Origin of the sequence: Bradyrhizobium sp. 215_C5_N1_1 (genome assembly GCF_052075935.1) — a bacterium.
GTDB classification, from domain to species: domain Bacteria; phylum Pseudomonadota; class Alphaproteobacteria; order Rhizobiales; family Xanthobacteraceae; genus Bradyrhizobium; species Bradyrhizobium barranii.
The window spans coordinates 3,727,029-3,752,098 of sequence record NZ_CP197228.1 but is presented as its reverse complement, the minus strand read 5'-3'; the positions used below and the strand labels follow the sequence as shown (position 1 = coordinate 3,752,098).

General features: G+C 64.7%; 30 protein-coding genes and 1 tRNA gene. 15 read left to right on the top strand and 16 right to left on the bottom strand.

The genetic code is table 11. The features are described from left to right. Positions 1-164 precede the first annotated feature (164 nt). Together AB7G19_RS17985 and AB7G19_RS17980 are read left to right on the top strand one after the other, a co-directional pair. Complete coding sequence (locus AB7G19_RS17985; RefSeq protein ID WP_283016809.1) at positions 165-1,550, top strand: HAMP domain-containing sensor histidine kinase; 1,386 nt, start codon at positions 165-167, stop codon at positions 1,548-1,550. Then, positions 1,547-2,233, top strand: a complete 687-nt coding sequence (locus AB7G19_RS17980; protein WP_063982664.1) for a response regulator — start codon at positions 1,547-1,549, stop codon at positions 2,231-2,233. The genes AB7G19_RS17985 and AB7G19_RS17980 overlap by 4 nt, the downstream gene beginning before the upstream one ends. Here AB7G19_RS17980 and AB7G19_RS17975 read toward each other — a convergent pair. The 3 genes from AB7G19_RS17975 to AB7G19_RS17965 form a co-directional block, all read right to left on the bottom strand. Further along, positions 2,214-3,056, bottom strand: a complete 843-nt coding sequence (locus tag AB7G19_RS17975; protein ID WP_283016810.1) for a hypothetical protein — start codon at positions 3,054-3,056, stop codon at positions 2,214-2,216. The genes AB7G19_RS17980 and AB7G19_RS17975 overlap by 20 nt on opposite strands. A gap of 204 nt (positions 3,057-3,260) precedes the next feature. Then, positions 3,261-3,752, bottom strand: coding sequence for an SRPBCC family protein (locus AB7G19_RS17970; RefSeq protein ID WP_283016811.1), 492 nt, complete (start codon positions 3,750-3,752; stop codon positions 3,261-3,263). After that, positions 3,752-4,141 carry an ArsR/SmtB family transcription factor gene (locus tag AB7G19_RS17965; RefSeq protein ID WP_166097165.1) on the bottom strand — a complete coding sequence of 130 codons (390 nt, stop codon included), beginning with the start codon at positions 4,139-4,141 and terminating at the stop codon, positions 3,752-3,754. The genes AB7G19_RS17970 and AB7G19_RS17965 overlap by 1 nt, the downstream gene beginning before the upstream one ends. A 281-nt stretch (positions 4,142-4,422) precedes the next feature. Here AB7G19_RS17965 and AB7G19_RS17960 point away from each other — a divergent pair, with 281 nt between their 5' ends. Beyond that, entirely contained in the window at positions 4,423-5,028 is a 606-nt protein-coding gene (locus AB7G19_RS17960) for a serine hydrolase (protein ID WP_441268003.1), read from the top strand. Next, a complete protein-coding gene (locus tag AB7G19_RS17955) occupies positions 4,980-5,477 on the top strand; it encodes a serine hydrolase (RefSeq protein WP_441268002.1) in 498 nt (165 codons plus the stop codon). Before AB7G19_RS17960 ends, AB7G19_RS17955 begins: the two co-directional genes overlap by 49 nt. Positions 5,478-5,546: 69 nt before the next feature. Here AB7G19_RS17955 and AB7G19_RS17950 read toward each other — a convergent pair whose 3' ends face one another. Together AB7G19_RS17950 and AB7G19_RS17945 are read right to left on the bottom strand one after the other, a co-directional pair. Further along, entirely contained in the window at positions 5,547-6,374 is an 828-nt protein-coding gene (locus tag AB7G19_RS17950; protein ID WP_208087391.1) for an outer membrane protein, read from the bottom strand. A 279-nt stretch (positions 6,375-6,653) separates the two neighbouring features. Next, positions 6,654-7,358, bottom strand: coding sequence for an SDR family oxidoreductase (locus AB7G19_RS17945; RefSeq protein ID WP_283016813.1), 705 nt, complete (start codon positions 7,356-7,358; stop codon positions 6,654-6,656). Positions 7,359-7,458: 100 nt separating this feature from the next. Between AB7G19_RS17945 and AB7G19_RS17940 the strand changes: the two genes are divergently transcribed. Next, complete coding sequence (locus AB7G19_RS17940; RefSeq protein WP_283016814.1) at positions 7,459-8,301, top strand: GNAT family N-acetyltransferase; 843 nt, start codon at positions 7,459-7,461, stop codon at positions 8,299-8,301. An 18-nt stretch (positions 8,302-8,319) separates the two neighbouring features. Here AB7G19_RS17940 and AB7G19_RS17935 read toward each other — a convergent pair whose 3' ends face one another. Then, entirely contained in the window at positions 8,320-8,766 is a 447-nt protein-coding gene (locus AB7G19_RS17935) for a hypothetical protein (protein ID WP_283016815.1), read from the bottom strand. 503 nt (positions 8,767-9,269) lie between these two features. Here AB7G19_RS17935 and AB7G19_RS17930 point away from each other — a divergent pair. Beyond that, the gene (locus tag AB7G19_RS17930) at positions 9,270-11,123 is read left to right on the top strand and encodes an alkaline phosphatase family protein (protein ID WP_354113685.1); all 1,854 of its coding nucleotides are present in this window, start codon (positions 9,270-9,272) and stop codon (positions 11,121-11,123) included. A 53-nt stretch (positions 11,124-11,176) separates the two neighbouring features. On the opposite strand, the gene AB7G19_RS17925 is transcribed toward AB7G19_RS17930, so the two are convergent. Then, positions 11,177-11,749 (bottom strand): hypothetical protein, encoded by a 573-nt coding sequence (locus AB7G19_RS17925; protein WP_028154483.1) that lies wholly within the window; start codon positions 11,747-11,749, stop codon positions 11,177-11,179. 381 nt (positions 11,750-12,130) lie between these two features. Between AB7G19_RS17925 and AB7G19_RS17920 the strand changes: the two genes are divergently transcribed. Next, a complete protein-coding gene (locus tag AB7G19_RS17920) occupies positions 12,131-12,790 on the top strand; it encodes a peroxiredoxin (RefSeq protein ID WP_014494579.1) in 660 nt (219 codons plus the stop codon). Positions 12,791-12,928: 138 nt separating this feature from the next. Here the strand turns inward: AB7G19_RS17920 and AB7G19_RS17915 are convergent, their stop codons facing one another. Beyond that, the gene (locus tag AB7G19_RS17915) at positions 12,929-14,659 is read right to left on the bottom strand and encodes a methyl-accepting chemotaxis protein (protein WP_283016816.1); all 1,731 of its coding nucleotides are present in this window, start codon (positions 14,657-14,659) and stop codon (positions 12,929-12,931) included. 169 nt (positions 14,660-14,828) lie between these two features. On the opposite strand from AB7G19_RS17915, the gene AB7G19_RS17910 reads away from it, so the two are divergent. Then, a complete protein-coding gene (locus AB7G19_RS17910) occupies positions 14,829-16,220 on the top strand; it encodes a cryptochrome/photolyase family protein (protein ID WP_283018886.1) in 1,392 nt (463 codons plus the stop codon). 66 nt (positions 16,221-16,286) lie between these two features. Beyond that, a complete protein-coding gene (locus AB7G19_RS17905; RefSeq protein ID WP_071912924.1) occupies positions 16,287-16,607 on the top strand; it encodes a histone in 321 nt (106 codons plus the stop codon). Positions 16,608-16,663: 56 nt separating this feature from the next. Here AB7G19_RS17905 and AB7G19_RS17900 read toward each other — a convergent pair whose 3' ends face one another. The 3 genes from AB7G19_RS17900 to AB7G19_RS17890 all read right to left on the bottom strand — a co-directional run bounded on the left by AB7G19_RS17900 (position 16,664) and on the right by AB7G19_RS17890 (position 18,925). Continuing rightward, on the bottom strand, positions 16,664-17,410 hold the full coding sequence (locus AB7G19_RS17900; RefSeq protein ID WP_063982651.1) for a hypothetical protein: 747 nt from the start codon (positions 17,408-17,410) through the stop codon (positions 16,664-16,666). 97 nt (positions 17,411-17,507) lie between these two features. After that, positions 17,508-18,380: a DMT family transporter gene (locus AB7G19_RS17895; RefSeq protein ID WP_028153619.1), complete on the bottom strand. Its 873-nt coding sequence runs from the start codon at positions 18,378-18,380 to the stop codon at positions 17,508-17,510. 98 nt (positions 18,381-18,478) lie between these two features. Continuing rightward, positions 18,479-18,925: a hypothetical protein gene (locus tag AB7G19_RS17890; RefSeq protein ID WP_063982650.1), complete on the bottom strand. Its 447-nt coding sequence runs from the start codon at positions 18,923-18,925 to the stop codon at positions 18,479-18,481. A gap of 291 nt (positions 18,926-19,216) precedes the next feature. Here AB7G19_RS17890 and AB7G19_RS17885 point away from each other — a divergent pair, with 291 nt between their 5' ends. Next, positions 19,217-19,480 carry a hypothetical protein gene (locus tag AB7G19_RS17885; RefSeq protein WP_063982649.1) on the top strand — a complete coding sequence of 88 codons (264 nt, stop codon included), beginning with the start codon at positions 19,217-19,219 and terminating at the stop codon, positions 19,478-19,480. A gap of 30 nt (positions 19,481-19,510) precedes the next feature. On the opposite strand, the gene AB7G19_RS17880 is transcribed toward AB7G19_RS17885, so the two are convergent. After that, positions 19,511-19,972 carry a host attachment protein gene (locus AB7G19_RS17880; RefSeq protein ID WP_283016819.1) on the bottom strand — a complete coding sequence of 154 codons (462 nt, stop codon included), beginning with the start codon at positions 19,970-19,972 and terminating at the stop codon, positions 19,511-19,513. A gap of 311 nt (positions 19,973-20,283) precedes the next feature. On the opposite strand from AB7G19_RS17880, the gene AB7G19_RS17875 reads away from it, so the two are divergent. The 4 genes from AB7G19_RS17875 to AB7G19_RS17860 all read left to right on the top strand — a co-directional run bounded on the left by AB7G19_RS17875 (position 20,284) and on the right by AB7G19_RS17860 (position 22,376). Continuing rightward, on the top strand, positions 20,284-20,562 hold the full coding sequence (locus AB7G19_RS17875) for a hypothetical protein (protein WP_071912916.1): 279 nt from the start codon (positions 20,284-20,286) through the stop codon (positions 20,560-20,562). 141 nt (positions 20,563-20,703) lie between these two features. After that, a complete protein-coding gene (locus AB7G19_RS17870; RefSeq protein ID WP_225048974.1) occupies positions 20,704-20,922 on the top strand; it encodes a hypothetical protein in 219 nt (72 codons plus the stop codon). 146 nt (positions 20,923-21,068) lie between these two features. Further along, positions 21,069-22,034 carry an AraC family transcriptional regulator gene (locus tag AB7G19_RS17865; RefSeq protein WP_283016820.1) on the top strand — a complete coding sequence of 322 codons (966 nt, stop codon included), beginning with the start codon at positions 21,069-21,071 and terminating at the stop codon, positions 22,032-22,034. Between the two features lie 189 nt (positions 22,035-22,223). Next, positions 22,224-22,376, top strand: coding sequence for a hypothetical protein (locus tag AB7G19_RS17860; protein ID WP_167768065.1), 153 nt, complete (start codon positions 22,224-22,226; stop codon positions 22,374-22,376). Between the two features lie 50 nt (positions 22,377-22,426). On the opposite strand, the gene AB7G19_RS17855 is transcribed toward AB7G19_RS17860, so the two are convergent. The 3 genes from AB7G19_RS17855 to AB7G19_RS17845 form a co-directional block, all read right to left on the bottom strand. Next, a tRNA-Arg gene (locus AB7G19_RS17855) sits at positions 22,427-22,503 on the bottom strand. Between the two features lie 152 nt (positions 22,504-22,655). Further along, positions 22,656-23,174, bottom strand: a complete 519-nt coding sequence (locus AB7G19_RS17850) for a hypothetical protein (RefSeq protein ID WP_283016821.1) — start codon at positions 23,172-23,174, stop codon at positions 22,656-22,658. 162 nt (positions 23,175-23,336) lie between these two features. Then, a complete protein-coding gene (locus tag AB7G19_RS17845; protein WP_283016822.1) occupies positions 23,337-23,909 on the bottom strand; it encodes a hypothetical protein in 573 nt (190 codons plus the stop codon). Positions 23,910-24,090: 181 nt separating this feature from the next. On the opposite strand from AB7G19_RS17845, the gene AB7G19_RS17840 reads away from it, so the two are divergent. Beyond that, positions 24,091-24,477, top strand: coding sequence for a VOC family protein (locus AB7G19_RS17840; protein ID WP_283016823.1), 387 nt, complete (start codon positions 24,091-24,093; stop codon positions 24,475-24,477). A 50-nt stretch (positions 24,478-24,527) separates the two neighbouring features. On the opposite strand, the gene AB7G19_RS17835 is transcribed toward AB7G19_RS17840, so the two are convergent. Beyond that, positions 24,528-25,022 carry a hypothetical protein gene (locus AB7G19_RS17835; protein WP_283016824.1) on the bottom strand — a complete coding sequence of 165 codons (495 nt, stop codon included), beginning with the start codon at positions 25,020-25,022 and terminating at the stop codon, positions 24,528-24,530. Positions 25,023-25,070: the final 48 nt, after the last annotated feature.

The following is a 25,070-nucleotide window of genomic DNA, read 5'->3' as shown; positions in this document are numbered from 1 at the left end:
GGCGCAATCTGGACGGCAGCCTCAGGTCATGCAGCTGCGCTGGTCCCGACCAAGGCCGGGAAAATTTCACGACGTTGCACCGCGGTATGCGCAGTGCTTTGCGCCGCTCGCGTTCTGCCGTTTAATGCGCCGGCGACAATTCCGTTCGCGCCAGGTGCCCGCCGATGTGGAACCGCCCGAGGTTCGATCTCAAGGTCCGTCTGACGTTGCGCGTGGCCGCCATATCGGCCGCGTGCTTCGCCGCGATCTCCGCCTATTTCCTCATCACCGCCGACCGCGCGGCCCATGCGCGCCTCGACGACATCGCCGCCATCGTGGCCAAGACGCTGGAGCTGCAACAGGGCAAGATCCAGTGGGTGGCTAGCCCGCGCTCGGACTTTCCCAACCTCGACCCCGTTTCGGCCTATGTGATGACGCCCGGCCTGTGCCTGGCGTTCCGCGGCGTGAGCGGCGACATCATCCAGCGATTCTGCAGTGGCGCGCCGATCCCGGCGAACCCGCCGCCGCAAGTCTTCGTGGCTTTCTATCGCAGCCTGTTCGACCCCGGCCGCGAGGCGGCACGGCCCGTGATCGTGCGCGGAACGAAACTCGGCGAGACCGTGGTCTCGGTCGACCCGGCCGTGCAGACGGCCGACGCCTGGCACGAGGCCGGCCGCCTGATGCTCGCACTTGCGATCGCACTGCCACTGTTGTGCGTCCTGGTCTACGCCGCACTGGCGCGTGCGCTGCGCCCCACCCGCATGATCCGCTCCGGCCTCGAGCGGATCGCCGCCAATGACCTGTCGACGCGGCTGCCGCCGTTCGATCTCGCCGAGCTGTCGGCGATCCGCGACGTCTTCAACCATCTCGCCGAAAGCCTCGACACCGCGCTGGCCGAGCGCAGCGAGCTGACGCGGAAACTGATCGCACTCCAGGACGAGGAGCGCCGCCATCTCGCGCGCGAGCTGCATGACGAGTTCGGCCAGTCGCTGGCCGCCATCCGCGCGCTCGCCTCCTCTGCCCGCCAGACCGCCGTACAGGACTGCCCCTCCCTGCTTGGCGAGTGCGACGGCATCGCGCGGACCGCAACCGGCATGATGGAGACGTTGCGCGGCGCGCTGTTCCGGCTGCGCCCGCCTGATGTCGAGGAGCTCGGGCTCGTGGCGAGCCTCGAAGGCCTCGTCGCGGGCTGGAACGGGCGTAGCCGCGGCCAGACACGGTTTTCGATCCGTTTCGACGGTGCGTTCGCGACCCTGCCCGCCACGATCAGCGCGAGCCTGTACCGTATCGTGCAGGAGGCGCTCACCAACGCCGCCAAGCATGCCGGCGCCACGCGGGTAAGCCTGGAGCTTGCGATGCGTGCCGACGAGATCGCACTTGCGATCGACGACGACGGACGGTCGAACGATCCCGTCGCAAAATCCGGAATGGGCCTGCTCGGCATGCGCGAGCGCGTAGCGGCCCTGCGCGGCCAGTTGAGCTTCGAGGCCGCGCCGAACGGCGGCTCCGCGCTGCGCGTGGTCATTCCGCTTGCAGGTGTCGACCGGCAGCCACTGGAGCGCGCGGCATGAGCGCGGCCGATGCGACCATTCTGCTGGTCGACGACCATTCCGTCGTCCGCGAGGGCTATCGCTCCGTGCTCCAGAAGCAGCCGGGGCTTCGCGTTGTCGCCGAAGCGGCCGACGGCGCCGAGGCCTACCGTCTCTTCAAATCCGAGGCGCCCGACCTCGTCATTATGGATCTGAGCATGCCCGGCATCGGCGGCATCGAGGCCGTCAGGCGCATCAGGCAATGGGACAAGGCCGCACGGATCCTGGTCTTCACCATGCACGAGAATGCCGGCTTCGCCGTGCAGGCGATCCGCGCCGGCGCACGGGGCTATGTCACCAAGACCAGCCCGCCGGAGACGCTGGTGCGCGCCGTGATGGACGTGCTCGCCGGCAAGATAGCCATCAGCCCCGACATCGATCACGAGCTCGCGCTCAGCCGTATCAGCGGCGAGAGCTCGGCCGCCGACGTGCTCACTCCGCGCGAGTTCGAGGTGCTGCGGCTCCTGCTCGCCGAGAACACGACGGAGGAGATCGCCGAGACGCTCCACGTCAGCCCGAAGACGGTGGCGAACCTGCATTCGCTGATCAAGGACAAGCTCGGCGTCGGCTCCGACATCGAGCTGGTCCGGCTGGCGCTGCGGCAAGGCCTGCTGACGCAGGCCGATCTCGGCGAAGCCCGGTCGCTCAGGCCAGATAACGCGTGAGATAGCCTTCCATAGCGTAGAGCGCGCAGAGCGCGAGGCTCGACCACACCGCCGCGGTGAAATACAGGAACATCCAGGTCAGCTCGCCCTTCCAGTGCGCGATGTCGTGGGTCACCACCCAGCGCGTCGCGACGTCATGCAGGCCTTCGAGGAAGCCGAGGAGCTTGTTGCCCTCTTCATGCCCTGCCCGCCAGCGGCTGAGATACATCGGCACGTCGACGGTGACGAGGAAGGCGAGGAAGCAGGCGATGCCGATGATGCCGGCGATCAGCGCCCAGCGCACCGGTCCCTGGAATTCCGGCATGAGGCGGCACAGCGCGATGCCGGCGAGGAAAAACGTCACCGCCCACAGCGAATTCTCGATCGCGTTGTAGAGGAAGTTCGTGGTGACGACCGCGTACCAGGAGAAGCACTCCGCGATGATGATGATGGGCACGATCACCAGCGCGATGTTCACCGCGGTCTCCGCCCCCGTCATGTGACCGAGCTGATGCAGGATGATCGCCCATTGCGCGACGAAGCACAGTTCGGCCACGGTCGCGACGGTGCGGCCGACGAAGACGCTGGAGAGCCAGGTATCGAACAGGCAGATGCGCTGCACGTCGGCGCGCGGCAGGAACGAGCGGAAGGCGCAGCCGAACACATAGCCGGCGCAAAGCAGGAACATCAGCCCGATATCCGAACCGCCGCCGGCGCTGCCGGCAGGCGTCGGATAGAACTCGCGGTACAGCATGAACCAGACGAGAATGTTGGCACTGCTGACAAGCGTCAGGGACCCCCACCACCACGCGAGGGGATTTGACCGCGCCTGCCACTGCAACATGTATCGCTCCGCCGTAACCGATATGACATTTAGTGGTAGCAATTCTGTCATAAATCGGCGGCACGACGCGACAAAAATCTACGTTATGGCGCTGTCATAATTGACCTGCGCGCTGTCATATTCGCGAAGGCGACTGCTCTCCCCATGCGTTTCCGAGCTTATTCCGGGGCGCCTCTTCGAGGCCCCCGGAATAACGCGGGAACTCTATTTCTTCATCCCACCAACATACGCCGCGAGCTTGTCCATCGTCTGGTAGCCATACTCGACGGCACCGAAGCCGATCATGCCATCGCGCTGCTCGGTGCTCGAGGCCAGTTGCCGCATCATCAGCACGGTCTTGCCGTTGCTCTGCTCGGCAAAGGTGAGGGTGAAGCGGAACATGCCGGGATCATCGTCCTGGTCGACGCCGTGATCCATCTCCATCAGCGACGGCCGCTCGATGCGGCGGAAGCGCATGCGGTTCGGATAGACGGTGCCGTCAGGACCGATCATGTTGAAGCGCCAGACGCCGCCGACGCGCACGTCGATCTCGAAGGTCTCGATCTTGAAACCCTTCGGCCCGAACCATTGCGGGAGATGTTTTGGATCGGACCACGCCTCGAACACCAGATCGCGCGGCGCGTCGATCACGCGCGACATCACGATCTCGCGGTCCATCGACCATTGCGACAGAGCGGGATTGGCAGAATTCGTCATCACTCAGAACCTTTCCGTTTGGTTGTGCGGGACGGCCGCTTGGCGGCCGCCCTCTCCTTCTCTTTCTTCAGTTGCATGACGTAAGCCTCGAACCGATCGAGCCGCGCCTCCCAGATCGCGCGCTGCTGCTGGAACCAGTCCTCCGCGCCGACGAGCGCGTCTGGGCTGAGACGGCAGGTGCGTACGCGGCCGGATTTCTCCGACTGAACGAGCCCGCTCGTCTCCAGCACATGGATGTGTTTCATGAAGCTCGGCAGCGCCATCTCGAACGGATCGGCGAGCTCGCCGACCGACGCCTCGCCGGCGCAGAGCCGCATCACGATCGCCCGCCTTGTGGGATCAGCGAGGGCTGCGAAGATCTGGTCGAGCTGGGATAATTGGTTAGCCATGAAGCTAACTATAGGCCCGCCACCGCCCTGCGTCAATAATTGTTAGCTCACAAGCTAAGTAATTTTCCGCAAGGCCCCCACCGGCGGAACCCACAACGCGCAATCGTGAATTGGGACACCCGGCCCTCCCCGTTAGAAGAGAGAGGGGGCGCATCGCATCATGCGTCAGAGCCGTGCCGTCTGTTGTCACCTCATCACACCTCACCCGGCGGGCCCTCGCGCGGGCTGCGTTGGTTCCCCTCGCGTTGGCTTGGCCGCGCCGCGCATCCGCGGATTCCGACATGATCGCGCAGATGCGCGACATCGTCGCCAACGAGCTGGCGCCGACCGCGACGCCGGACCAGCCGGGCGGCCTCGCCGCCGCGCTCTATGCCGGCCGCCATGTCGAGTTCTTCAACTACGGCTTCGCCGACGACGCCACGCGAAGACCGGTCACACCGGACACGCTGTTCAACCTTGGTTCGCTGCGCAAACCGTTCGAGGCGACGCTGGTGGCGCTGGGCTCGCTCCGGAGTGAATTGCGGCTCGACGACCGCCTGCCGAAATATCTGCCCGAGCTCACCGGAGACTATGTCCGCCGCGTCACCGTCGGCCAGCTCGCCACGCACACGTCGGGCATGCTGCTGTCGACCGACCATCCACCCTGGCCGAACGACTCGTTCTCGCGGGCGCAGTTCATCGACATGTTCAACGCCTTCGAGCCGCAGGCCGGCGAGGCGCCCGGCAAGCAGCGCATCTACAGCCATGCCTGTTACGTGCTGCTTCAGCTCGTGCTCGAGCGCTGCTACGCGCTCCGATCGCAACCCTGTTCGAACAGCGCATCCTTGGGCCGATCGGCATGGATGCGACCTCCCTGCCGGAGCGCGGCGAGGACAACCGCGCCGTGATGGACGCGGCGTGGATGCAGCGCGTCGTGCAAGGCTATTCGGATCAGGGCATGGCGATCGGCCCACCCGGCAACCAGCAGAGCTATTTCGACTTTCCCGGCGCCGGCCAGATGTTTTCGTCCGCGCGGGATCTCGCGACCTTCGTTGCGGCCTGCGTCGACGACCGCTCGGTCGAACCGCATTTGCGCGAGGCGCTGCGGATGACGCAGCGCGAGACCTTCCGCGTCGACGACAAATTCGGACAAGGCATGGCCTGGGAGACGGTCCACCTCCCCGACGCCACCATCGTCGACAAGCCCGGCGGCCTCAACAATGCCTCCGGCTATCTCGGCCTCGTCCCTATCAGGCAGATCGGCTTCGTCCTGCTCGCCAATCGCGGCGAATACCCGCACGAGATCGTTCGCTACAAGATCCTGCCCGCGCTGACGAAGCTCATGGCCTCGCACTGAACCGTCCCTCGCAACAGAAAGCCCCGGCAGAGCCGGGGCTTTCCGCGCCAGATCAGGAACGGGATGAGCTCAGTACCTGGCGACGACCGGTCCGCCGAACTTGTAGTTCACGCCGACGCGCACGATGTTCGACTTGAGATCGACCGAGTGGGTATAAACGTTGCTCGGATATTGCGTTACGCCGCCGACCAGATTGGTACTGGTCGCGCTGGCGCGGCCGAGATCGACGTAGAGATATTCGGCCTTGAGCGACCAGCCGCCGCCGAAGGCATATTCGGTGCCGACGCCCGCGGTCCAGCCGAGGCGCGTGTCGCGGATCGCGGCCGACTCGGTCGCGGCTGAGAACGTGTCGGTGAAATTGAAATTGCCCTTCACCTCGGAGATCGCCGCGCCGCCCGTCGCGTACAGCAGCCAGGTCGGAGCCGCGAGGAAGCCGATCCGACCGCGGATGGTGGCGAGCCAATCGGCCGAGACCTGCGACGACACGGTAAAGCCTGTCGGCGCGCAGCAGGGATAGAGCGCAGAGCCCGTCGCGCTGCCCTTGAAACCGAAATAGTTGATGTCGCCTTCGAGGCCGAGCACGGCGTGGTTCACCTGCCAGTTATAGCCCGCGGTGAAGCCGCCGGTCACGCTGGAGCTGTTGACGCCTTGGGCGCCGACCGTGTTGATGGCGGGGACGCTGCTGGCGGCGAAATAGCCGGCCGGCGTCCAGATGGTCGAGGTGTTCAGATCGGCGTTGCCCCACTGCCCGCCGACATTGCCGCCGACGTAAAAGCCGGTCCAGTTGTAGGCCGGCGCCATCACCGGCGCCTTGGTGTATTGCGCCGCGAGGTCGGCCGCCTGCGCGGATGCGGTGCCGAGCACAATTGAAGCGACCGCCAGCAAAAACTTGTTCATTCCGAGTCTCCATGCCCCACGCGATCGACGCTCGCGTTTCAATTGCGCACCGGTGGGAGCCATCCGGCGCAGATTGGGGATAGGGAGTGGACCGCTCGCCGTCTCGGTCTGCGGCGCAGTTCGTATGGACTGTGACGTAGTCCGTGACTTATCGCGCAAGACCAGTGACGAGTGTGACCCGAACGCCACGCGTCGCCCCGCCGCAGCGGCGCACCGCGCAGGCCGCGCGTCGCGTTACGACAAGTGCACCAGAATGGCGGAGCGAAGCCGCGCGCCGACTCACACCGAGCGTGTCAGTCCGCCGTCGACGCGGATATTCTGGCCGGTGATGTAGGCGGCACCCTCGGACGCCAGGAACGACACCGTCGCCGCGACCTCCTCGACCTTGCCGTAGCGCTTCATCGGCACGCTCTCGCGCCGCGCATCGGTCTGCGGCAGGCTGTCGATCCAGCCCGGCAGCACGTTGTTCATGCGGATGTTGTCGGCGGCATGAGTGTCGGTGAAGATCTTCGTGAAGGCGGCAAGGCCTGCGCGGAACACCGCAGAGGTCGGAAACATCGCGCTCGGCTCGAATGCCCAGGCGGTCGAGATGTTGATGATGGCGCCGCTCTTCTGCGCCTGCATCACCGGCGTCACCAGCCGGGTCGGCCGGATCACGTTGAGGAGATAGGTGTCGAGGCCGGTGTGCCACTGCTCGTCGGTGATCTCCGTGATCGCCGCGCGCGGCCCGTGGCCGGCGCTGTTGACGAGCACATCGATGCGTCCCCATTTGGCTATCGCCCCGTCGACGAGCCGCTTCAGATCATCGTTCGACTTGTTGGAGCCGGTGACGCCGAGGCCGCCGAGCTCGACTGCCAGCGCCTCGCCCTTGCCGGAGGACGACAGGATCGCGACGCGAAAGCCGTCGGCCGCGAGCCGCCGCGCAGCCCCTGCCCCCATGCCGCTGCCGCCAGCCGTGACAAGTGCGACCTTCTCTGCTGCCATGACCGATCATCCCTGTGTTGAGGCGAGCCCCGGGCCCGGCCTATCATGAGGCCTTCTACCGCCGGACCTGCCGCCAGGTCCACCGCCGAAGGCATCCGTCATGAGCGATCTGCAGATCCGCAATTTTCGCCCCGAGGAGATCGCCATCGCCGTCGACTGGGCCGCGGCCGAGGGCTGGAATCCGGGCCTCGGCGACGCCGCCTGTTTCGCGATCCCGGACGCGAAGGGCTTCTTCGTCGGCGAGATCGACGGCGAGCCGGTCGCAACAATCTCCTGCGTCAATTTCGATGATCGCTTCGCCTTCCTCGGCTTCTACATCGTGCGCTCAGGCTTTCGCGGCGCCGGCCACGGACTGCGCATCTGGAACGCGGCGATCGCACATGCAGGCGCCCGCGTGATCGGGCTCGATGGCGTCGTCGCGCAGCAGGATAATTACAAGAAGTCCGGCTTCCAGCTTGCCTACGCCAATATCCGCTATGGCGGCATCGTCGCCGCGCCGCCGAATCCACCCGCCGAAATCGTCGCGCTCGACAATGTCCCGTTCGCGCTCGTTGAAGCCGACGACGCGACCGTCTTCCCGGCCGCGCGCAGCACCTTCCTGCGCGCCTGGATCAACACATCAGGCCATCTCGGCGGCGCGCTGCTGCGCGACGGCGAGCTCGCGGCATGGGGGGTGATCCGGCCCTGCCGGACCGGCCACAAGATCGGCCCGCTCGTCGCCGACGACCGCGGAGCGGCGGAAGCGATCGTGCAGGCGCTGCTGGCGAGCGCAGGCGGCGGCGAAGTCTTCCTCGACGTCCCCGCGATCAATCGCGCGGCCATCGCGCTCGCGGAATCGCTCGGGCTCAAGCCGGTGTTCGAGACGGCGCGGATGTACACAGGGCCGATCCCGCCGCTGCGGATCGACCGCGTCTTCGGCGTGACCAGTTTTGAGCTGGGCTAGCTGGGCGGACGACGCCGCTCAGTAGCAGCGCATGATGTTGACCGTGTGCTCGCCGCCGCCGCGGCCGGGCACCGTCACCTGCTCCGTCGGGCAGCTTGGCACATAGGGCCGGTCGGACGGCACCACATTCGGCGGGAAGCGATGGGTCCAGTCCCAGGGAACGTCGTACGTATAGGTGTAACGCACGTCGGTGGAGGCCGGCTGCCCGGCATCGACGAAAGGCTGGTTATAGCCTGCGTTGTCGTAGAACCCGCCGCCGCCCGGCCAATAGACCCAAGGCGTGTTGCGGCCGCGGAACCGGGCGCCAGGACCGATCTGCGGACGCGCGATCGCGCCGGAAGGCGCGGCCATCCCGTGCGCGGCGGTGGCGGTGGCGCCGGGCCTGGCAAAACCGTCATTGGCAGAAAGGAGCAGCGCGGCTGCGCTGAGCGAGGCGAAGAGCGCCCCATATGATCTGGACATCATGATACGCACCAACTCGTTTGGCTTCGGCGGCTCCCCACCGCACGCTAGGCCGGGCCGTCACCCACCCGCAAACGTATAATTAATTGTTGGTTAAGGCACGGAATTAACGGGGTACCTGGTGCGGCAAGTCGCCCGGGATTCTGTGCTGATTTCAGACACTTCGTTCCGGGGTAGTCCTCATGACCCGTTGATCGGAGTTGATCGCGCTCGCCGAATTGGCGGCGGCAATTTTGCTTGAAGTCGCCTCCTCCGTCATTGCGAACGCAGCGAAGCAATCCAGGGTTTTGCCACGGAGGAATTCTGGATTGCTTCGCGGCGCTCGCAATGACGGCGCAATAACTGTGATCTCGTGCCCGACAACGCCCCATCCGTGGGTGCCTGGTCACCTCCCCGTCACTTCTGCTTGCTCCTTGGGTCTTGTAACAAAACTGTCATGCAGCAAAACTAAACGATGGCCGGGGGCCGCGGTCGCGGCCATTGCCGCCTCACCGCAGGAGATTTCGATGCGCCGTTCACTGGTGTTGCTGTCCGCCGGGCTCACAGTCTTGTCCACAGGACTTGCCTCCGCCCAGAACAACACGCCCCGCAACCTGATCCTCTTCATCCCCGATGGTCTGCGCGCGCTGAAGGTGACGCCTGAGACCGCGCCGGCGATGGCCGAGGTCCGTGACAAGGGCGTCAATTTCAAGAACCCGCATTCGCTCTTCCCGACCTTCACCATGGCCAACGGCTCGGCGATGTCGACCGGTCACTATCTCGGCGACACCGGCGTGTTCTCCAACACGATCTGGACCAACTATACGTCCGTCCCCGCCGGCGACACCGTGGTCCCCTTCATCGAGAACGACGCCGTGCTCGGCGACATCGACGAGCATTTCAAGGGCGACTATCTCAACGAAGAGACGATTCTGAAGATGGCCCGCGACAAGGGCTTCAGCACCGCGGCGATCGGCAAGGTCGGTCCAACCTACCAGTTCGACCACACTGACAAGCCCGAAAAGGCCGGCCTGCATTCGGTCGTGTTCGACGACTCCACCGGCGGCAAGAACGGCGTGGCGCTGTCGGACGAGGTGAAGGACGCGCTGACCAAGGCCGGTCTGCCCCTCGCCACGCCACCGCGCGGCGACAATTCCAAGGCGGGCGATGCCAAGACGCCCGGCACCGTCGTCGCCAACGTCGCGCAGCAGGCTTATTTCGCCGACGTCGCCGCCAAGGCCGTGCTGCCGATGTTCAAGGCGCGCAACAAGCCGTTCGTGCTGGTGTTCTGGTCGCGCGACCCTGACGGCACCCAGCACAACCAGGGCGACAGCCTCAACCAGATCAAGCCGGGCATCAACGGCCCGAGCACGATGGCGAGCATCAAGAACGCCGACAACAACCTCGCCCAGCTCCGCAAGGCGCTCGACGAGCTCGGGCTGGCCGCGAATACCAACATCATGATCCAGGCCGACCACGGCTTCTCGACCATCTCCAAGGAGAGCAAGACCAGCCCCTCGGCCAAGGTCAGCTATGACGACACGCCGAAGGACTTTTTGCCGATGGGCTTTTTGGCGATCGACCTCGCCAAGGCGCTCGACCTGCCGCTGTTCGACCCCAACGACAAGAACGCCGCCGTCACCGGCAACGCCCATCCGAAGGCCGGCAACGGCGTGCTCGGCAAGGATCCGACCAAGCCTGACCTCGTCATCGCCACCAATGGCGGCTCGGACCTGATCTACCTGCCGAACAAGGACAAGAAGCTGGCGGCCAAGACCGTCAAGGCGCTGCTCGAGCAGGATTACGTCTCCGGCCTGTTCGTGGACGACTCGCTCGGCCGCATCCCCGGTACCCTGCCGCTGTCGAGCATCAATCTGCGCGGCAAGTCGGCGACGCCAACGCCGGCGATCGTCGTCAATTTCCGCTCCTATGCCAGCGATTGCGGTGAGGCGCCGACCAACTGCTCGGTGCAGGTCGCCGACACCGTGCTGCGCCAGGGCCAGGGCATGCATGGCAGCTTCAGCCGCGGCGACACGATGAACTTCATGGCCGCGATCGGTCCGGACTTCAAAGCCGGCTATGTCAGCCAGATCCCGGTCAGCAATGCCGACGTCGGCATGACGGCCGCCCAGCTCATGGGCCTGCGCGGCCCGCAGAACGGCGGCCTTGTCGGCCGCGTGATGTCAGAGGCCCTGCCCAACGGCATCGTGCCGAAGGCCTATACCGGCACGCTGAAGTCCAAGCCCGCCGAGGGCGGCCTGGTGACCGTGCTGAACTTCCAGCGCGTCGGCAGCCAGCGCTATTTCGACGCCGCCGGTTTCCCGGGCCGCACGCTCGGGCTCGAGCCGGACGCCGGCAAACAAAAAACGGCGGGGAAATAACCCCGCCGCTGTCTGTCGCGCCTCGCAAGGGGCGCGATAGTCCTGTCTAACTCTTACATGCCGATGTCGAATACGTTCGGCAATTGGCCCGCCAAAGGCAGCGCAGTGGCGCCCAGGAAGGTCGCCACCATCGCCATCAGGCGACGGTTGTTCTGGCGCTTGCCGCGCATCTGTCCGGCGATCCACTCCAGCATCTCGCTGTTGACCTTGGCGGCGTAGGACGGAGCCCAGCTCTCGATCTCAGACTCTGCCGACAGCGCAACGCTGCGCGGCGGCACCTTCAGGCCCGAGGCGCTCGCGGCGTAATGGGCAACGGCCTTGGCGAGCAGGTCGTCGAACCGGCCGCCATCGGTGCGCTCGGTTGCGGCTTCATTGATCTCGAATAGTGCCTCGGCTTCGGCGCGGCTGACCGGCTGGTCGTTGACGGCCGTAGCGGTCAGGATGCGCGCGCACCAGGCGGTGTCATCTGCATCGAGCGAGCGGGAAAAGTGGACCCGGCCCTTGGTGGTCGGGCCTTCGCCCGTGATCACGCCGTCGCGCACGACGGTCAATGCATGAGCCGCGGTATCGCGGCAGGACGGTTCGAGGGACGGCGACTCAACAGACTTATGCGCAGCGGCAGACATAGTTCACTTCCAGATTTCTTCTGATCGACCAGCATTTTCATGCGGGCGTAAAGGGGTGGTTAATGATTCGATATGGGGATCGCGACTTTTCTCAATGGTTGCCGATTAGTCGCTACGAGGACCATTTCGGTTCCGGAGGCGTCGGGGCGAGCGTGATGCGGGTCATAAAAGGCTTTATGGGGGCAATCGAGACCGTACGGCTCCGGTCGAGATGTTTCGTCGCAGGCGCGGCTGTAACAGAAAGGTGCTAGGAAATCGGCCCTTCAGAGAAGAAATTCACATTTTACTTGAAGCGGTTCACTTAGGGCCGCGAAGACCCTATACTGACCGCGACGGCCGAAGATAAATTACCAAGTAAATTCAATGAGATGAGGTAGAACCATGACACTCCCGATCGGCACCACCGCGCCCGACTTCGAAGCCGAGACCACCGAAGGGAAGATCAAGTTCCACGATTGGATCGGCAATAGCTGGGCTCTCCTGTTCTCCCACCCCAAGGACTTCACGCCGGTTTGTACGACCGAGCTCGGCGCGCTTGCCAAGCTGAAGCCGGAATTCGACAAGCGTGGCGTCAAGCTGATGGGCCTCTCGGTCGATCCGGTCGACCGCCATTCCAAATGGTCGGAGGACATCAAGGAGACCCAAGGCGCCGCCCCCAACTACCCGATGATCGGCGACACCGACTTCAACGTCTCCAAGCTCTACGAGATGCTGCCGGCCTCGACCTCGGGCGATCCCCTCACCCGCACGCCGGCCGACAACCAGACCGTCCGCAACGTCTTCATCATCGGGCCGGACAAGAAGATCAAGCTGGTGCTGGTCTATCCGATGACCACAGGCCGGAATTTTCAGGAGATCCTGCGCGTCATCGACTCGCTTCAGCTCACCGCCAAGCATCGCGTCGCCACGCCGGCCGACTGGACGCAGGGCGAGGACGTCATCATCGCCGGCTCGGTTTCCAACGACGAGGCGAAGACGATCTATCCGCAGGGCTGGAAGGAACCGAAGCCCTACATCCGGATCGTGCCGCAGCCGAAGTGACTTCTGGCGATCGCGGATAGCGACCGCAAGAAGTCATCCCGGGGTGATGCGTCAGAACCCGGGATCTAGAGATTCCCTGGTGCGCAATGCGCACCAGGGTTCGGTCCTTCGGACCGCCCCGGAAATGACCGAGTTGGATTAGGCCGCGTGCACGCGGTCGAGGAAGCTGTCGACCTCGGCCTTCAGATGCAGGCTCTCGCCTGACAGCGCCTGGGCAGAGGCAAACATCCGGCTGGAGGTCTCTCCCGTCTCGCTCGCGCCCTTGGCAGCGTGACGGACATTGACCGCGACATCGGCAGTACCGGAGGCCGCAGCGCGAACGCTGGCCGCGATGTTGTGGGTAGCGCTCCTCTGCTGCTCGACGGCGGCCGAGATCGAGCCCGCGATGCCGCTGATGCGCTCGATGGTCTGGCCGATCGCCTTGATGGCGGTGACCGATTCCTCCGTTGCAAGCTGCATGCTGGCGATCTGGTTCGATATCTCGTCTGTCGCCTTGGCGGTCTGGCCGGCGAGCGTCTTGACCTCCTGGGCCACCACCGCGAAGCCGCGACCGGCGTCACCGGCGCGCGCGGCCTCGATGGTGGCGTTCAGCGCCAGAAGATTGGTCTGCTCGGCGATCGAGGTGATCAACCTGACGACGTCGCCGATGCGCGCCCCCGCTTCCGAGAGCTGCGCCATGCGCTGGTCGGTGGCTTCGGCCTGCCGTACCGCCTCGGCGGAGATCTCGTTCGATTCCTGCACCCGGCGGGTGATCTCGGAGATCGACTGGGACAGTTCGTCGGAGGCTGAGGCCGCCGTGCGCACGTGCTCGGAGGCGTTCTCGGATGCGCCGGCCGACTGCGCCGACAGGTCGGCGGTGGAGCGTGCAGTGTCGGTGAGTTGCCGCGCCACCCGCTCGAACTCACCGGAGGAGCTCAGCACCTTGTCGAGGATGCCGCCGACGCTGCCGCGGAACTGCTCGACGAAATTGCGCAGCTCCGCCTTGCGCTGCTCTGCCGCGGCAGCCGTGGCCGCGGTCTGCTCGCTGCGCAGGCGCGCCCGCTCCAGCGAGTTGCTCTTGAAGACGGCGACCGTGCGGGCGATCTCGCCGATCTCGTCGGCGCGATCCTCGCAATCGATCTCGACGTCGCTCTTGCCTTCGGCCAGCGCCGTCAGCGAGCGCGTGACCGAGGTCAGCGGCCTGGTGATACGGCGGACGACCAGCAAGGTGAGGACCAGGACCAGGAGCGCGGCGATACCGGCCGCGATCGCCATGCTCTCGATGGCCTGGGTCAGCATGCTCTCGAACTGCGCCATGGGGATGCCGACATAGAGAATGCCGACGACCTTGCCGGTGGCATCCGCGACCGGGAAATAGGCGGTCATGAAGGTTTTGCCGAACAGCGTGGCCGGGCCCTTGTACGCCTCGCCGCGGCGCAGGACGGCCTGCCCGGGATGATCGGCGGCAAGCTGGGTCCCGACAGCGCGGTCGCCGTTCTCCTTCTTCACATTGGTCGAGCGGCGGACGAACTGCCCGCTCGCATCATCGAACACGAACAGGGTCGCGTTGCCGCCGACATAGGACACCGCGCGATCGACGATGGCGTGATCCCTGAACTCCGGCATTTTGGGAATCTCGGCGCGCGCGACCCCGCCATCCCGCATCGTGATCTTCGCGTCGGGAACGACCTCGGCAAAAGCCAGGGCCAGCGTGCGCAAATTGACCTCGATGTCGCGCAGTGCACGATCGTTGAAGGCGGAGGTCAGCGACCAGTAGCCGGCGCCGACCACGAGCGCCGTGTTCACGGCGATCAGCAGCACGGCGCACAGGACGGCCTTGGTACCCAGCTTGAATTGCGGCAAGAACTTTGCCGTCGCACGGTTGGACATGAATGGAACTACCCCCGGAATTCCTGCATATTCATGCAATCGGCTTACGACCGAATTAACGACGGTTCACACCGCCGCACGCGGCATGCTTGCCAAATTGTAAACGAGGCCTGCCCTGACCACGCCAAGCGCGCCGCCTGTCATCGTCTGGTTCCGCGATGACCTCCGCCTGTCCGACCATCCCGCCCTCCATGCTGCCGCGAAGACAGGCGCGCCGGTGATCTGCCTCTATGTGATGGATGAGATGGCCGGACGGGCACCGGGCGGTGCGACGCGCTGGTGGCTGGCGCAGTCGCTGCGGGCGCTCGGCGCCGAGATCGCCACGCGCGGCGGATCGCTGATCCTGCGCAAGGGGCCGGCGGCCAAGGTGATCCCCGAAGTGGCGCGCGAGAGCGGAGCAGGAGCGGTCTACTGGAACGGGATCGCGCAGGCATCGCATCAGGCCGTCGAGAAACAGCTCGAAGCGGCGCTGGCAAAGCGCGGCGTGGACTCGCAGAGCTTCCCTGGCGACTTGCTGGTGCCACCCTCGGCGATCCGCAACAAGGAGGGCCGCGGCCTTCGCGTCTTCACGCCGTTCTGGCGACGGGTGCTGTCGCTGGGCGATCCGCCCAAGCCTCTGCCCGCACCGCGGGAGCTACGCCCTGCGCCGCAGCTCGCCAGCGACGCGCTGGAGAGCTGGACGCTCGAGCCGACAAAGCCCGACTGGGCTGGCGGCCTGCGCCAGACCTGGACCCCGGGTGAAGCCTCGGCCCGCGTGCGCCTCCGCGACTTCCTCAAGCACGCCGCGCGCGTCTATGTCGGCGATCGCGACCGCCCGGATCGCGAGGGGACTTCAAGCCTGTCGCCTCATTTGAGGTTCGGCGAGCTCAGCCCGCGCCAAGTCTGGCACGCCGCGCGCTTTGCCGCAGCGGAGAATCCCGCGATCGGGCCCGGCGTCGAAAAGTTCCTGAGCGAGCTCGGCTGGCGCGAATTCTGCCGCCACCTCCTCCACGATCACCCGAGCCTTGCCACCGAAAGCCTGCAAACGAATTTCGATGGCTTTCCCTGGAAGGGAGACAAGAAAGCGCTCGCCGCCTGGCAGCGCGGACGCACCGGCTATCCCATCGTCGATGCCGGCCTGCGCGAGCTCTGGCACACCGGCGTGATGCACAACCGGGTGCGGATGGTGGTGGCGTCCTTCCTGGTCAAGCATCTCCTGATCGACTGGCGCGACGGCGAGAGCTGGTTCTGGGACACGCTGGTCGATGCGGATGCCGGCAGCAATCCCGCCAACTGGCAATGGGTCGCCGGCTGCGGCGCCGACGCCGCACCCTATTTCCGCGTGTTCAATCCAACTCTCCAGGGCGAGAAGTTCGACCCTGATGGAGCCTATGTCCGGCGCTGGGTGCCCGAGCTGAAAGACGTGCCGGCCAAGCTGATCCACCAGCCCTGGCAGGCATCACCGATCGAGCTTGCGAGCGCGGGCGTCACGCTCGGCAAGACCTATCCGCAGCCGATCGTCGATCACGCGAAGGGGCGTGAGCGCGCGCTCGCAGCCTACGCAAAGATCCGCAAAGGTTGAGCGCTGCTTTGACTCGATTTTGAAACCCGCTATCGTCATCGCTCCATACAAACCGTGGGGGACGATATGGACGACGAGAAGCCGATCACCGAACAGGCGCTGGACACGATCACCACCGCCGTGGAAGCAACCAGCGAAGCCGCAGTCACCGCCGTCAAGAAGGTCAGGAAAGCCGCCAAGAAGGTCGCGAAGAAAGTAGCGCCGAAGAAGGCTTCCAAGAAGAAAGCCAAGAAGGCGACCAAGAAGGCATCCAAGAAATCTGCGAAGAAAGCTTCGAAGAAGGCTGCAAAGAAGTCGTCGAAGAAAGCGGCCAAGAAGGCTGCAAAGAAGGCCACCAGGAAGTCCGCGAAGAAGGCAGCCAAGTCGAAAAAGAAGGCCAAGCGCTGATCGCTGGGCTCGAGCAGGTCTCCGGGTACGGGCGCGCCCGGAGACTTCTCCCGCCCCTACCCTCGCCGCTTGGCTGCGCGCCGGCCCGGGTGATGCTCGCCTTGCGGATCACGAAATTCGCTGCGATGGCCGCGCCGGTCCTCCTTGGCGAAGCGCCTCCGCTTCTCGGATGAGCCGAACTGCTTGATCACCTTCCGGCCGTTGACCTTCTTGATGACATAGCCGCCTTCCGTCATCGAGAACGGCGCCTTGAGCGACCCCATATGGTCGAACTTGGTACCGCGGGGATGCTCGAACGGTTCGAACCAGGACGGATAGACGAAGTTCGACATCGGAAAGCCGTTGACGAGAAAAGACTCCTCTTCCACGGCGTCGCAGACCTCGTAGGCATATTGGGTGTGCCGAGTCTTGTCGGCCCACAGATTGGCCATGGGATCGAGCACCATCTCGAACAGTTCGTGCGAGGCCGCCAGGCTGACCGGATCGTCCTCGCCGAGTGCCTTCAGAAAGATCTTTGAGATCGGCTGGCCGCGGTGCGTCAGCTCGTGCCGCCCGAGGAAGTTCTTGTGGGTGGCGTCGTCAAAATAGAGCAGCTGCCAGTCCGTCGGCTTCGGGTTGCGGGTGACGTCGAGATCGATGGGATAGCCCCAGACCGGCAGGAAATGCTCGTCGTAGCATTTCTGGAGCGCCGCCGTGAGCCTCCCCATCATCCGCTCGCTCATCATCTCCTCGGCGTAGTTGATGCAGGCAATCCGGACCGGCCTCAAGGACCTGCCGAGCAGTGCACGCCGTGCTTTTTTCATGGAAATCACCTTGCCAAAGGGAAGCTGAAATCAGTCCAGCCTAGCACGAGCGCGCGCCGCACGTCAGGGATGTATTCCGACGTACTGGCCTGCCTGCCTAGAAACGCCGATTGACCACGAACACCGCTGCTGCGCACATCGCCATGCCGGCAATCGCCAGCGCATCGAGCTTCTCCCCGAACAGCAGATAGGCCATCAGCGCCGTGACGGCGGGCACCAGGTAGAACAGGCTCGCAACCGAGGTCGCAGCTGCGTGGCGGATCAGCCAGTACAACAGCCCGATCGATCCGATCGAGAGCGCCACGGCGAGCCAGGCAAGCGCGAGCACGAACTCCCGCGTCCAGTGCACCACGCGGTCCTCGAACAGGAAGGCGCCGACCGTGAAGAAGACGGTGACGGCGATATATTGCACGAGATTGCCGGCGCGCCAGTCGATGTGGTTGCAGTAGCGGCGCTGATAGAGCGTGCCGAGCGTGATGCTGATCAGCGACACCACCGAGGCGAGCCAGCCGAGCCCCGCCTCGCCGGTCATCGGACGGCCGTGCAGGATCAGCGCTACACCGCCGAGGCCAAGCACCAGCCCCGCCCATTGCACCGGCGTCACGCGTTCGCCGAGCCAGCGGTTGGCGATGGTCGAGGTCAGGATCGGCTGAAGGCCCGGAATCAACGCCGAGAGTCCGGCCGGGATCGAATGCGCGATCGCAATGGCCGTGCCGCCGAGATAGAAGCCGTGGACGAGAATGCCGGCAACGGCGCTATGCGCGACGTCGACACGGTCCGGCCATTTCGGTCGTGCGATTGCTGCGATGATCGCCATCAGGCCGACCACGATCGCCATGCGAATGGCGAGATAGGTCAAGGGATCGGCGTTGTTGATGATGTATTTGGTGCCGATGAATCCGGTGCTCCAGAGCACGACGAACAGGATCGGTGCGGCGCGGGCGGTCAGGGCTTCTTGATTATGGTTCATTGCCGCCCTCATTGCCCGACCGGGGCCTATGCGGCAACGCGAATTTCCGAACGAGCGATGCTGCGCTGCGACGGACAGCGGGAGCGCAGCTCAGCCGCTCACCATTCTTCCGGACAGGGGTCGATGATCTTCCAGAGCTCGACACCGTTCTTGATCTTCTTCATGTCGGTGGTGAGCCCGCCATTGCGGCGGATCCAGTCCTTCACCGTGTTGGGGTAATAGGACATCAGGTCGGACGTCCCCTCCGCGCTGGTGACCTTGATGCCGAAGGTGAAGGCCTTGTCGTAATAGGCCTGATGGAAGCCGAGGCTGGCGCGCGGCGTCACGCAGATCTTGTTCATCGGCACCATGCCGAGCACCAGGGTGCAGGCCGAGTTGCAGATGCCGTCGATGATGACGCGCTCGCCCTTCTCGCGGACGCGCTTGTACTTGGCCTTGTACTCCTCGACGTAGCCGCCGTGGTCACGGGTGATGTGCAGCTCGGCGCGCGCCGGCGTGGCGGCGGCGACGGAGAGCAACAGCAGGCTCAAAAGCGTGATGCGCATGGTGCGTGACGGCGAAAGCCTTCAGGAATGGACCGGCCTCGAAGGACCCCCAAAGGGCCGGCAACAGGATTCTTAAGCGAATTCTCTTTGGCCATACTTGTGTGGGGAATTCGTTAAGCATCCCGAAAAGGCCAAAAATGGGCAGCCTTCGACCCTGCTCCGGGCAATTCTGTCACACCCACCCGGGAATCGGCGGGATTGGCCCCGATTTCGGGGTGCCGGACGGGTGTCCCGGCGGCTCGAAATGGCTATAAACACCTGACCTATTCGCGCGGGTTCCGGAGAATCGAGATGAGCACGTTGAAGCTTGTAGCCGCGGTTGCTGCCCTGTCGGCCGCAATCCTCGCCCCCAGCCTTGCCGAGGCGCGGGGACACCACCGGTACCACCGCCACTACACCAACCCGCTGCCCTACCCGATCAGCTATCTGCACAATTACGGGCCCGGCGTTACCCCCGGCACCTTCGCCTTCTACGACGGCCCGTCGAACAACCGCTGCTACCAGAGCTCGGCCACCTATATCGGCCAGGACGGCCGCCGGCACCCCTGTTTCTGAGGGGCGCTGGCGCGTCCTCTGCGGGGGCCGCTATTTGGCGGCGCCCGACAGCAGCAATTGCTTCTCGATCTCGTAGACCGGCAGCTTGACGAGGTCCTTGCCGACCTCGCCCTGAAGCGCCTTGCGCACCACGACCGAATAATCGGCGCGGATCATACCGAGCGCGCGTGGTGAGGCCACCATGGTCAGGGCCGAGGTCTCGCCCGCGCTGACGGCGGCATCGAGCCGGCCGGCCAGGCTCCGCAGGAAGGCACGCTCCGCCTCATCGTGCCAATCGGTCTGCTCGACCGAGCTGCGCGCGCCGCCGACGGCGGCGTTCAGCCGGCCCGGCGCATCGGTCCCTTGCGCACTGGTCGAGGGATTGGGCTGCTCGTGCACCTCCCGGGTGTGGAGGTTCGGAAACATCTCGTCGCCGAGGTTTTCCAAAATGAGCGCCTTGCGCCCGTCGCACACGATCAGCCAGTCACCCTTGTCTATTCTCATCTTGTCCATTGCACAGCTCCAGGCAATCTCGCGAGCCTGCTCTTCGAATTCCTCGAAGCGCTGGCTACGGCAAGACTAGGGATGAAGTCGTGCCGGCGAATTGCGCAGGATCAAAGATGAACGCAATGTCCTGCCAGGCAGCGCCAGTGCAAGCGCAGCATTGGTCACGCGCGCGAACCTGGGATAGTCTTGCGAAGCGAAAGGTCAGGTCTGCGGCGAGCTTTGCTGAAGATTTGTTCATCAGCATTACATTTCGGTTCCGCCACAATTTGATCAGAACAACTTCGATATCCTGTATTGCGTAAGCAGAGGAAGACATCATGAATCTCAAGACTGGCCTCGTCGCCGCATCCCTGTTCGGTGCCATCATGGCATCACCGGCGGCGTCCGCCATGCCCATCGCGCCCGCACCTGCGACGCCGCAGGTCTCCGACGTCGAGCAGGTCCGCATGGTCTGCGACGCCTGGGGACGCTGTTTCTGGCGCCCGAACTATGATGGGTATTACGGCCCGCGGCCGTATTACGGGCCCCGATATTATGGGTATGGGCCGCGCGCCTATGGGCCTCGCTATTACGGACCACGCTATCGCCGCTGGTGATTTCCAAAGGGGCCCTCTCGGGCCCCTTCGCTTTTGCGAGATCGCGCGTTGTGTCCATTCGCGTGCTCGCGGCTTGCGTGGAGCGATTCCAAAACTGATCTAGATCAAAGATGAAATTCGATGTGCCGTCATTCTGCGTCGATGGCGGATTTCATTGTTTTCCGATGCCCTCAGACGGGCATGAATGTGCAGACGCATCTCGAGAGGCAGCCAAGGCCTGACGAGCGGAGCCTTGACGAGCGGAGGCTTGAGGGGCGGCGGCTCGAGGGGCGGAGCTTCGAGTCCTTCGCCTGTCCCGCCTGCACGCGTCTCCATTTCATCGACCTCGCCTCAGGCCAACCGATGAACCGGGACCGTTGACGGTGACATCGACCCGCCGCGCCGCGTGGCATGATGTCCGCAATACTACGGCCCGGAATCCGGTTTACTGAATCATCCTGTTTCGCCATTGATTGCGATGTATCGATTTTCATTTAATTGTCACATTTCAGCATTCGGCCAGAAGCATGTTCTTCGACGCTCTCGCCCCCTCCTCCGCGCTCCAGTTGATCCGGTTTTCCGATGTCGACGCGTTTCGACCGGCCGAGTCGATGGAAGACGCCCGCAGCATTCCGCTCGACGTCGCCAACTTCGCTGCGGCGCGTGCGATCGTGAACCTGCCGGGGTGCCGGATCATCGTGGCGAGGTCGTTTGCGCGGATTCTCGATACCGCCTATCGCGCACCGGGCGGCATGGTGATCCTGCCGATGACCGACGATCTGCGCGCCAGCTCGAGCGGGATCGAACTCGACTCGCGCGTTTTCATCGCCTTGCGCGGCAATCATCATTGTCATTTCGTCGAGCATCAGACCAACTACCACGCGCTGATCATGTTTTCCCCCGCGCTCAGGGATCGCGGCTGGTTCGATCGCGCCGATACATTGTGGGTTCGCATCGCGGACCCCGTGGCGCATCTCTACGCGCGTCAGCTTGTTCTCGACATCCTGCGGACCGCGTCCGTAGAGCCGCACATGTTCGAAACCACCGAGGTCGCCGCGCATCTCCAGGAGGGCCTGTTGCTCGCCCTCGACGACCTGTTTCAAATCGACCAGTCGTCTGATCGCACCGCCCCGAATGCAGGCGCGCGATCGGCCAGGCTCGTGCAACAGATCGACGATTACGTCTCGGCCTATCCGACCGCTCCGATCTATACGGCCAATCTCGCCGGCGAGTTGGGCGTTTCGGTCCGAACGCTCGGCGGCGCGGTGAGCAAGGTGCGCGGCATGAGCCTGCATCAATACATCCGCCTGAAGCGGCTGTGGGCCACACGCTCGCGGCTGCTCAAGGGCGGCGGCGCGACGGTCGCCACGTGCGCACGCGCCCAGGGATTTCATCACCTCGGCGAGTTTGCCGCGGCCTACCGCGCGACCTTCCACGAGGCGCCCTCCGACACGCTGGCACGGGCCCGCCACACCTGCCGTTCCGCAAGCTGAGATCACGGGTTTAGCGGTGGTGATGTTGCTTGGGCCCACGGCGCCGGGCCGCCAGGGAACCTGCTCCTTCGAACCACGTTAGCAAGTCCGAGCAATGTGCCGCGGCCCGCCCCGGGGCGCACTGAAACACCCCGCGCAACCCACACGCGGGGTTTTTCTCACCGTCAACCAAGTGGTTCAGGGAAATGAATGTCCATCAGCCGCAATCTGTTGTTTCTGATCATCGGCGCACTGGTCGTCACGGCAGCCGTGCTCGGCTACAACCTCTACCAGGCGAAAAAGCAGCCCGACGGCCTGCAGATCAATGTCGGCCCCAATGGGCTGAAGATCCAGGGCAAGTAAGGGGACCCGCGAATTGGGCCGGCCGGGCCTCAAGGCTCCGGCCTGGCAAGTGGCGCGCTCGGAGAGATTCGAACTCCCGACCCTCGGAATCGAAATCCGATGCTCTATCCAGCTGAGCTACGAGCGCCCCGGCCCGGGTATTGGGCCGCAACCGAGAAGCGCCTGACCGCGGCTGGCAAGCCAGCGCACCGGACGGCGTTCGGATGGGTTCGAATTAGCAGAGAGATTGACCAATAAAAAGCCCTCCCCGTCTCGTTTCGAGACGGGTCGGAGGCGCCCTCACCAAGTCGTATTGAAGAGACCGAAATGGGGCTGCTGGGCGACCAGCATCATCGGCCGGCCCTGATACGGCGCCGGGTGCGCCCTGGCGACCTTGCGCTTGGGCTGAGCCTGGACCTGAGGGAGCTGAGCCTGCGCCTGAACTTGCGGCTTGGCCTCGGTCTTCCTGGCCGCAGCGGCATTGGCCTTCGGGGCCGGCGTAAACTGGGCGAAGGTCTCGCGCACCCGGGCCTTGGCCGACATCTCGGCCAGCTCCGGCGAAGCGGCCTCCTGCACCGGCGGCTGAGGCGCAACGACCGCAGCGGTCTTCACTGCGGGTGCGGCAATCGTCGGCTGGCTGGTGTCGAGCACGACACGCTCAGGCAAGTGGCGATCCGACCGGATCCGGATCAAGGGCTGATCGTTGCTTGCGGTGACGATGGCCCGTGCGACCGGTTGCGATGGCAGAACGTAATCCGCCGCGAACAACAGTGCGAGCAACGCTCCACCGACGAAAACGAAGTACCTGAAAATGGGCATCGGCCACGCTCCGCCCCCCGCATCCCCGCGTGGGCTCTTCGCCTTAAACCGGCGATACTCTAATTGGTTCCTGCACCCGGCCCTTGGTTCAAATGGCAACGCCAAGTTTTTTGGCCAAGGGCTGCGGACAGTAACTTTTCCGCTACCGGGAACTGCCGGGCGTTACGCGCGCCGTGCTGCGACCAGCGAACACTTCGCCTGATCGGCGTTAACGTTGATGAAGCCGACAGCGATACGCGCAAAGGTCTTGCGGCTCTTCATCGTTACCGTGTCGGCAAGCACGCGGCTGCGGTCGGTGAGATGACTGCCATCGCGCCGCGTGAACGCGCAGACGATCTCCAGATCCTTAACGGCATAGTCATTGTCGTTTCGCAGCGTGAACGTTACCAACGCCTTCGAGCCGAGCCCGCCACGGCGCCAGGTCTGCGATGAGATTTTGAGGCGATCGAGTTCTGCCGCGGCTGACGCCTGAGCTTCGGAAATCGGCGAGACCGCCGCCGCCGTACTGCCCGGAGGTGCCGGTTCGACCGTTGCCACGTCAGACTTCACCGGCTCGGTGCTGTTGCCCCTGGAGAGCGGCAGCAGCATCCACACCCCGCAGCCGACGATGATCGCCGCCAGTAGCCAGAGCAGGCTTCGCCCGAACGAGACGCTCGCGATCGTCACGGCTCGCGCCAGGCGCTCGCCGCTCCCGGCGAAACGTCCCCACCCGATCCGGTCAAACCTGGCGTTCATGGCTGTATCACCGACCGCGGCCGGAGTTCGTTCGACGACGGACTCGGCCACTGTTTACCTTAATCCGGGAGACGAACTAAGGTTCCCGCGCTCAGGCCGAGTCGGCAAGGACGGTGGCGATCACCAGCCGGGGCCGCTAACATGCGCTGCAACATCGAAGACCCCGTTGGGAGAACATGAAATGCCAGTCGTCGTCACTTGGGATCACGTCCATCTGCGCAGTCCCGACCCGGAGGCCACAGCGGCCTGGCTGCGGGACATCCTCGGCGGCGAGGTCGTGCGCGCACCGGGACGGATCGACGTGAATCTCGGCGGCGCAAAGATCTTCATCGCATCACTCGAGGGCGACAACGCCGTCAACCCGCCGCCGCCGCACCCGCATCAGGGCCTCGACCATTTCGGTCTCACCGTGAAGGACATCGACGCCGTCGCGGCCGAGATCAAGGCCAAGGGCGTCACCTTCACGCGCGAGCCGACCACGATCCGGCCCGGCGTGCGCATCTGCTTCATCCGCGGCCCGGAAGGCATCTCCATCGAGCTGCTCGAGCGCGACAAGAAATACACCTGACGCGGCGCCGCATCTGAGGTCGACGAGAGGCCGGGCGTGCGCTCGCCCGGCTAACTCATGCTGCCAGGCATAAAGCAGCGGATGGCGACGCCCATGTAGCCGTAGATCGGCCACACCATGGTGCGGCCGACCCGGTTCGGCTCCGAGATGACGGCCTCCTCGGGCACGTCAACCCAGACGAGCTCCTGCTGCTGGCCGTCGAGCACGTGGCCCAGGCGCGGGATGCGGACACGATAATGTCCGTCCTTGCTCTCCCAGTCAGTGTCCGAGAGCGCCGAGCCGTCGGCATCGGAACAGCAAGGCCCCTTGCCGCTGCGCAGGCCGTCGAACCACGCCTTCAATTCGGCATTGGTGTTGACGAACTGGCCGCGGTCGCGCGCATGCCCCGAGGGGACTGCGAGCGCGATCAAGGCCAGGGTGCAAGTGAGGCTCACCATGCTTCGCCAGCGTGGCGCGCCGCCAGTCGGCCGTTGTGTTTCGCAAATCGTGGGACGCACACTGTACAGACGCGGCTCATCGCCGCCGGAATCGATCCAGTTGCTCACGTTTGTCTTGCTCCAGCACCCCGCGGCCAGTGCAACAATGGTTATGCA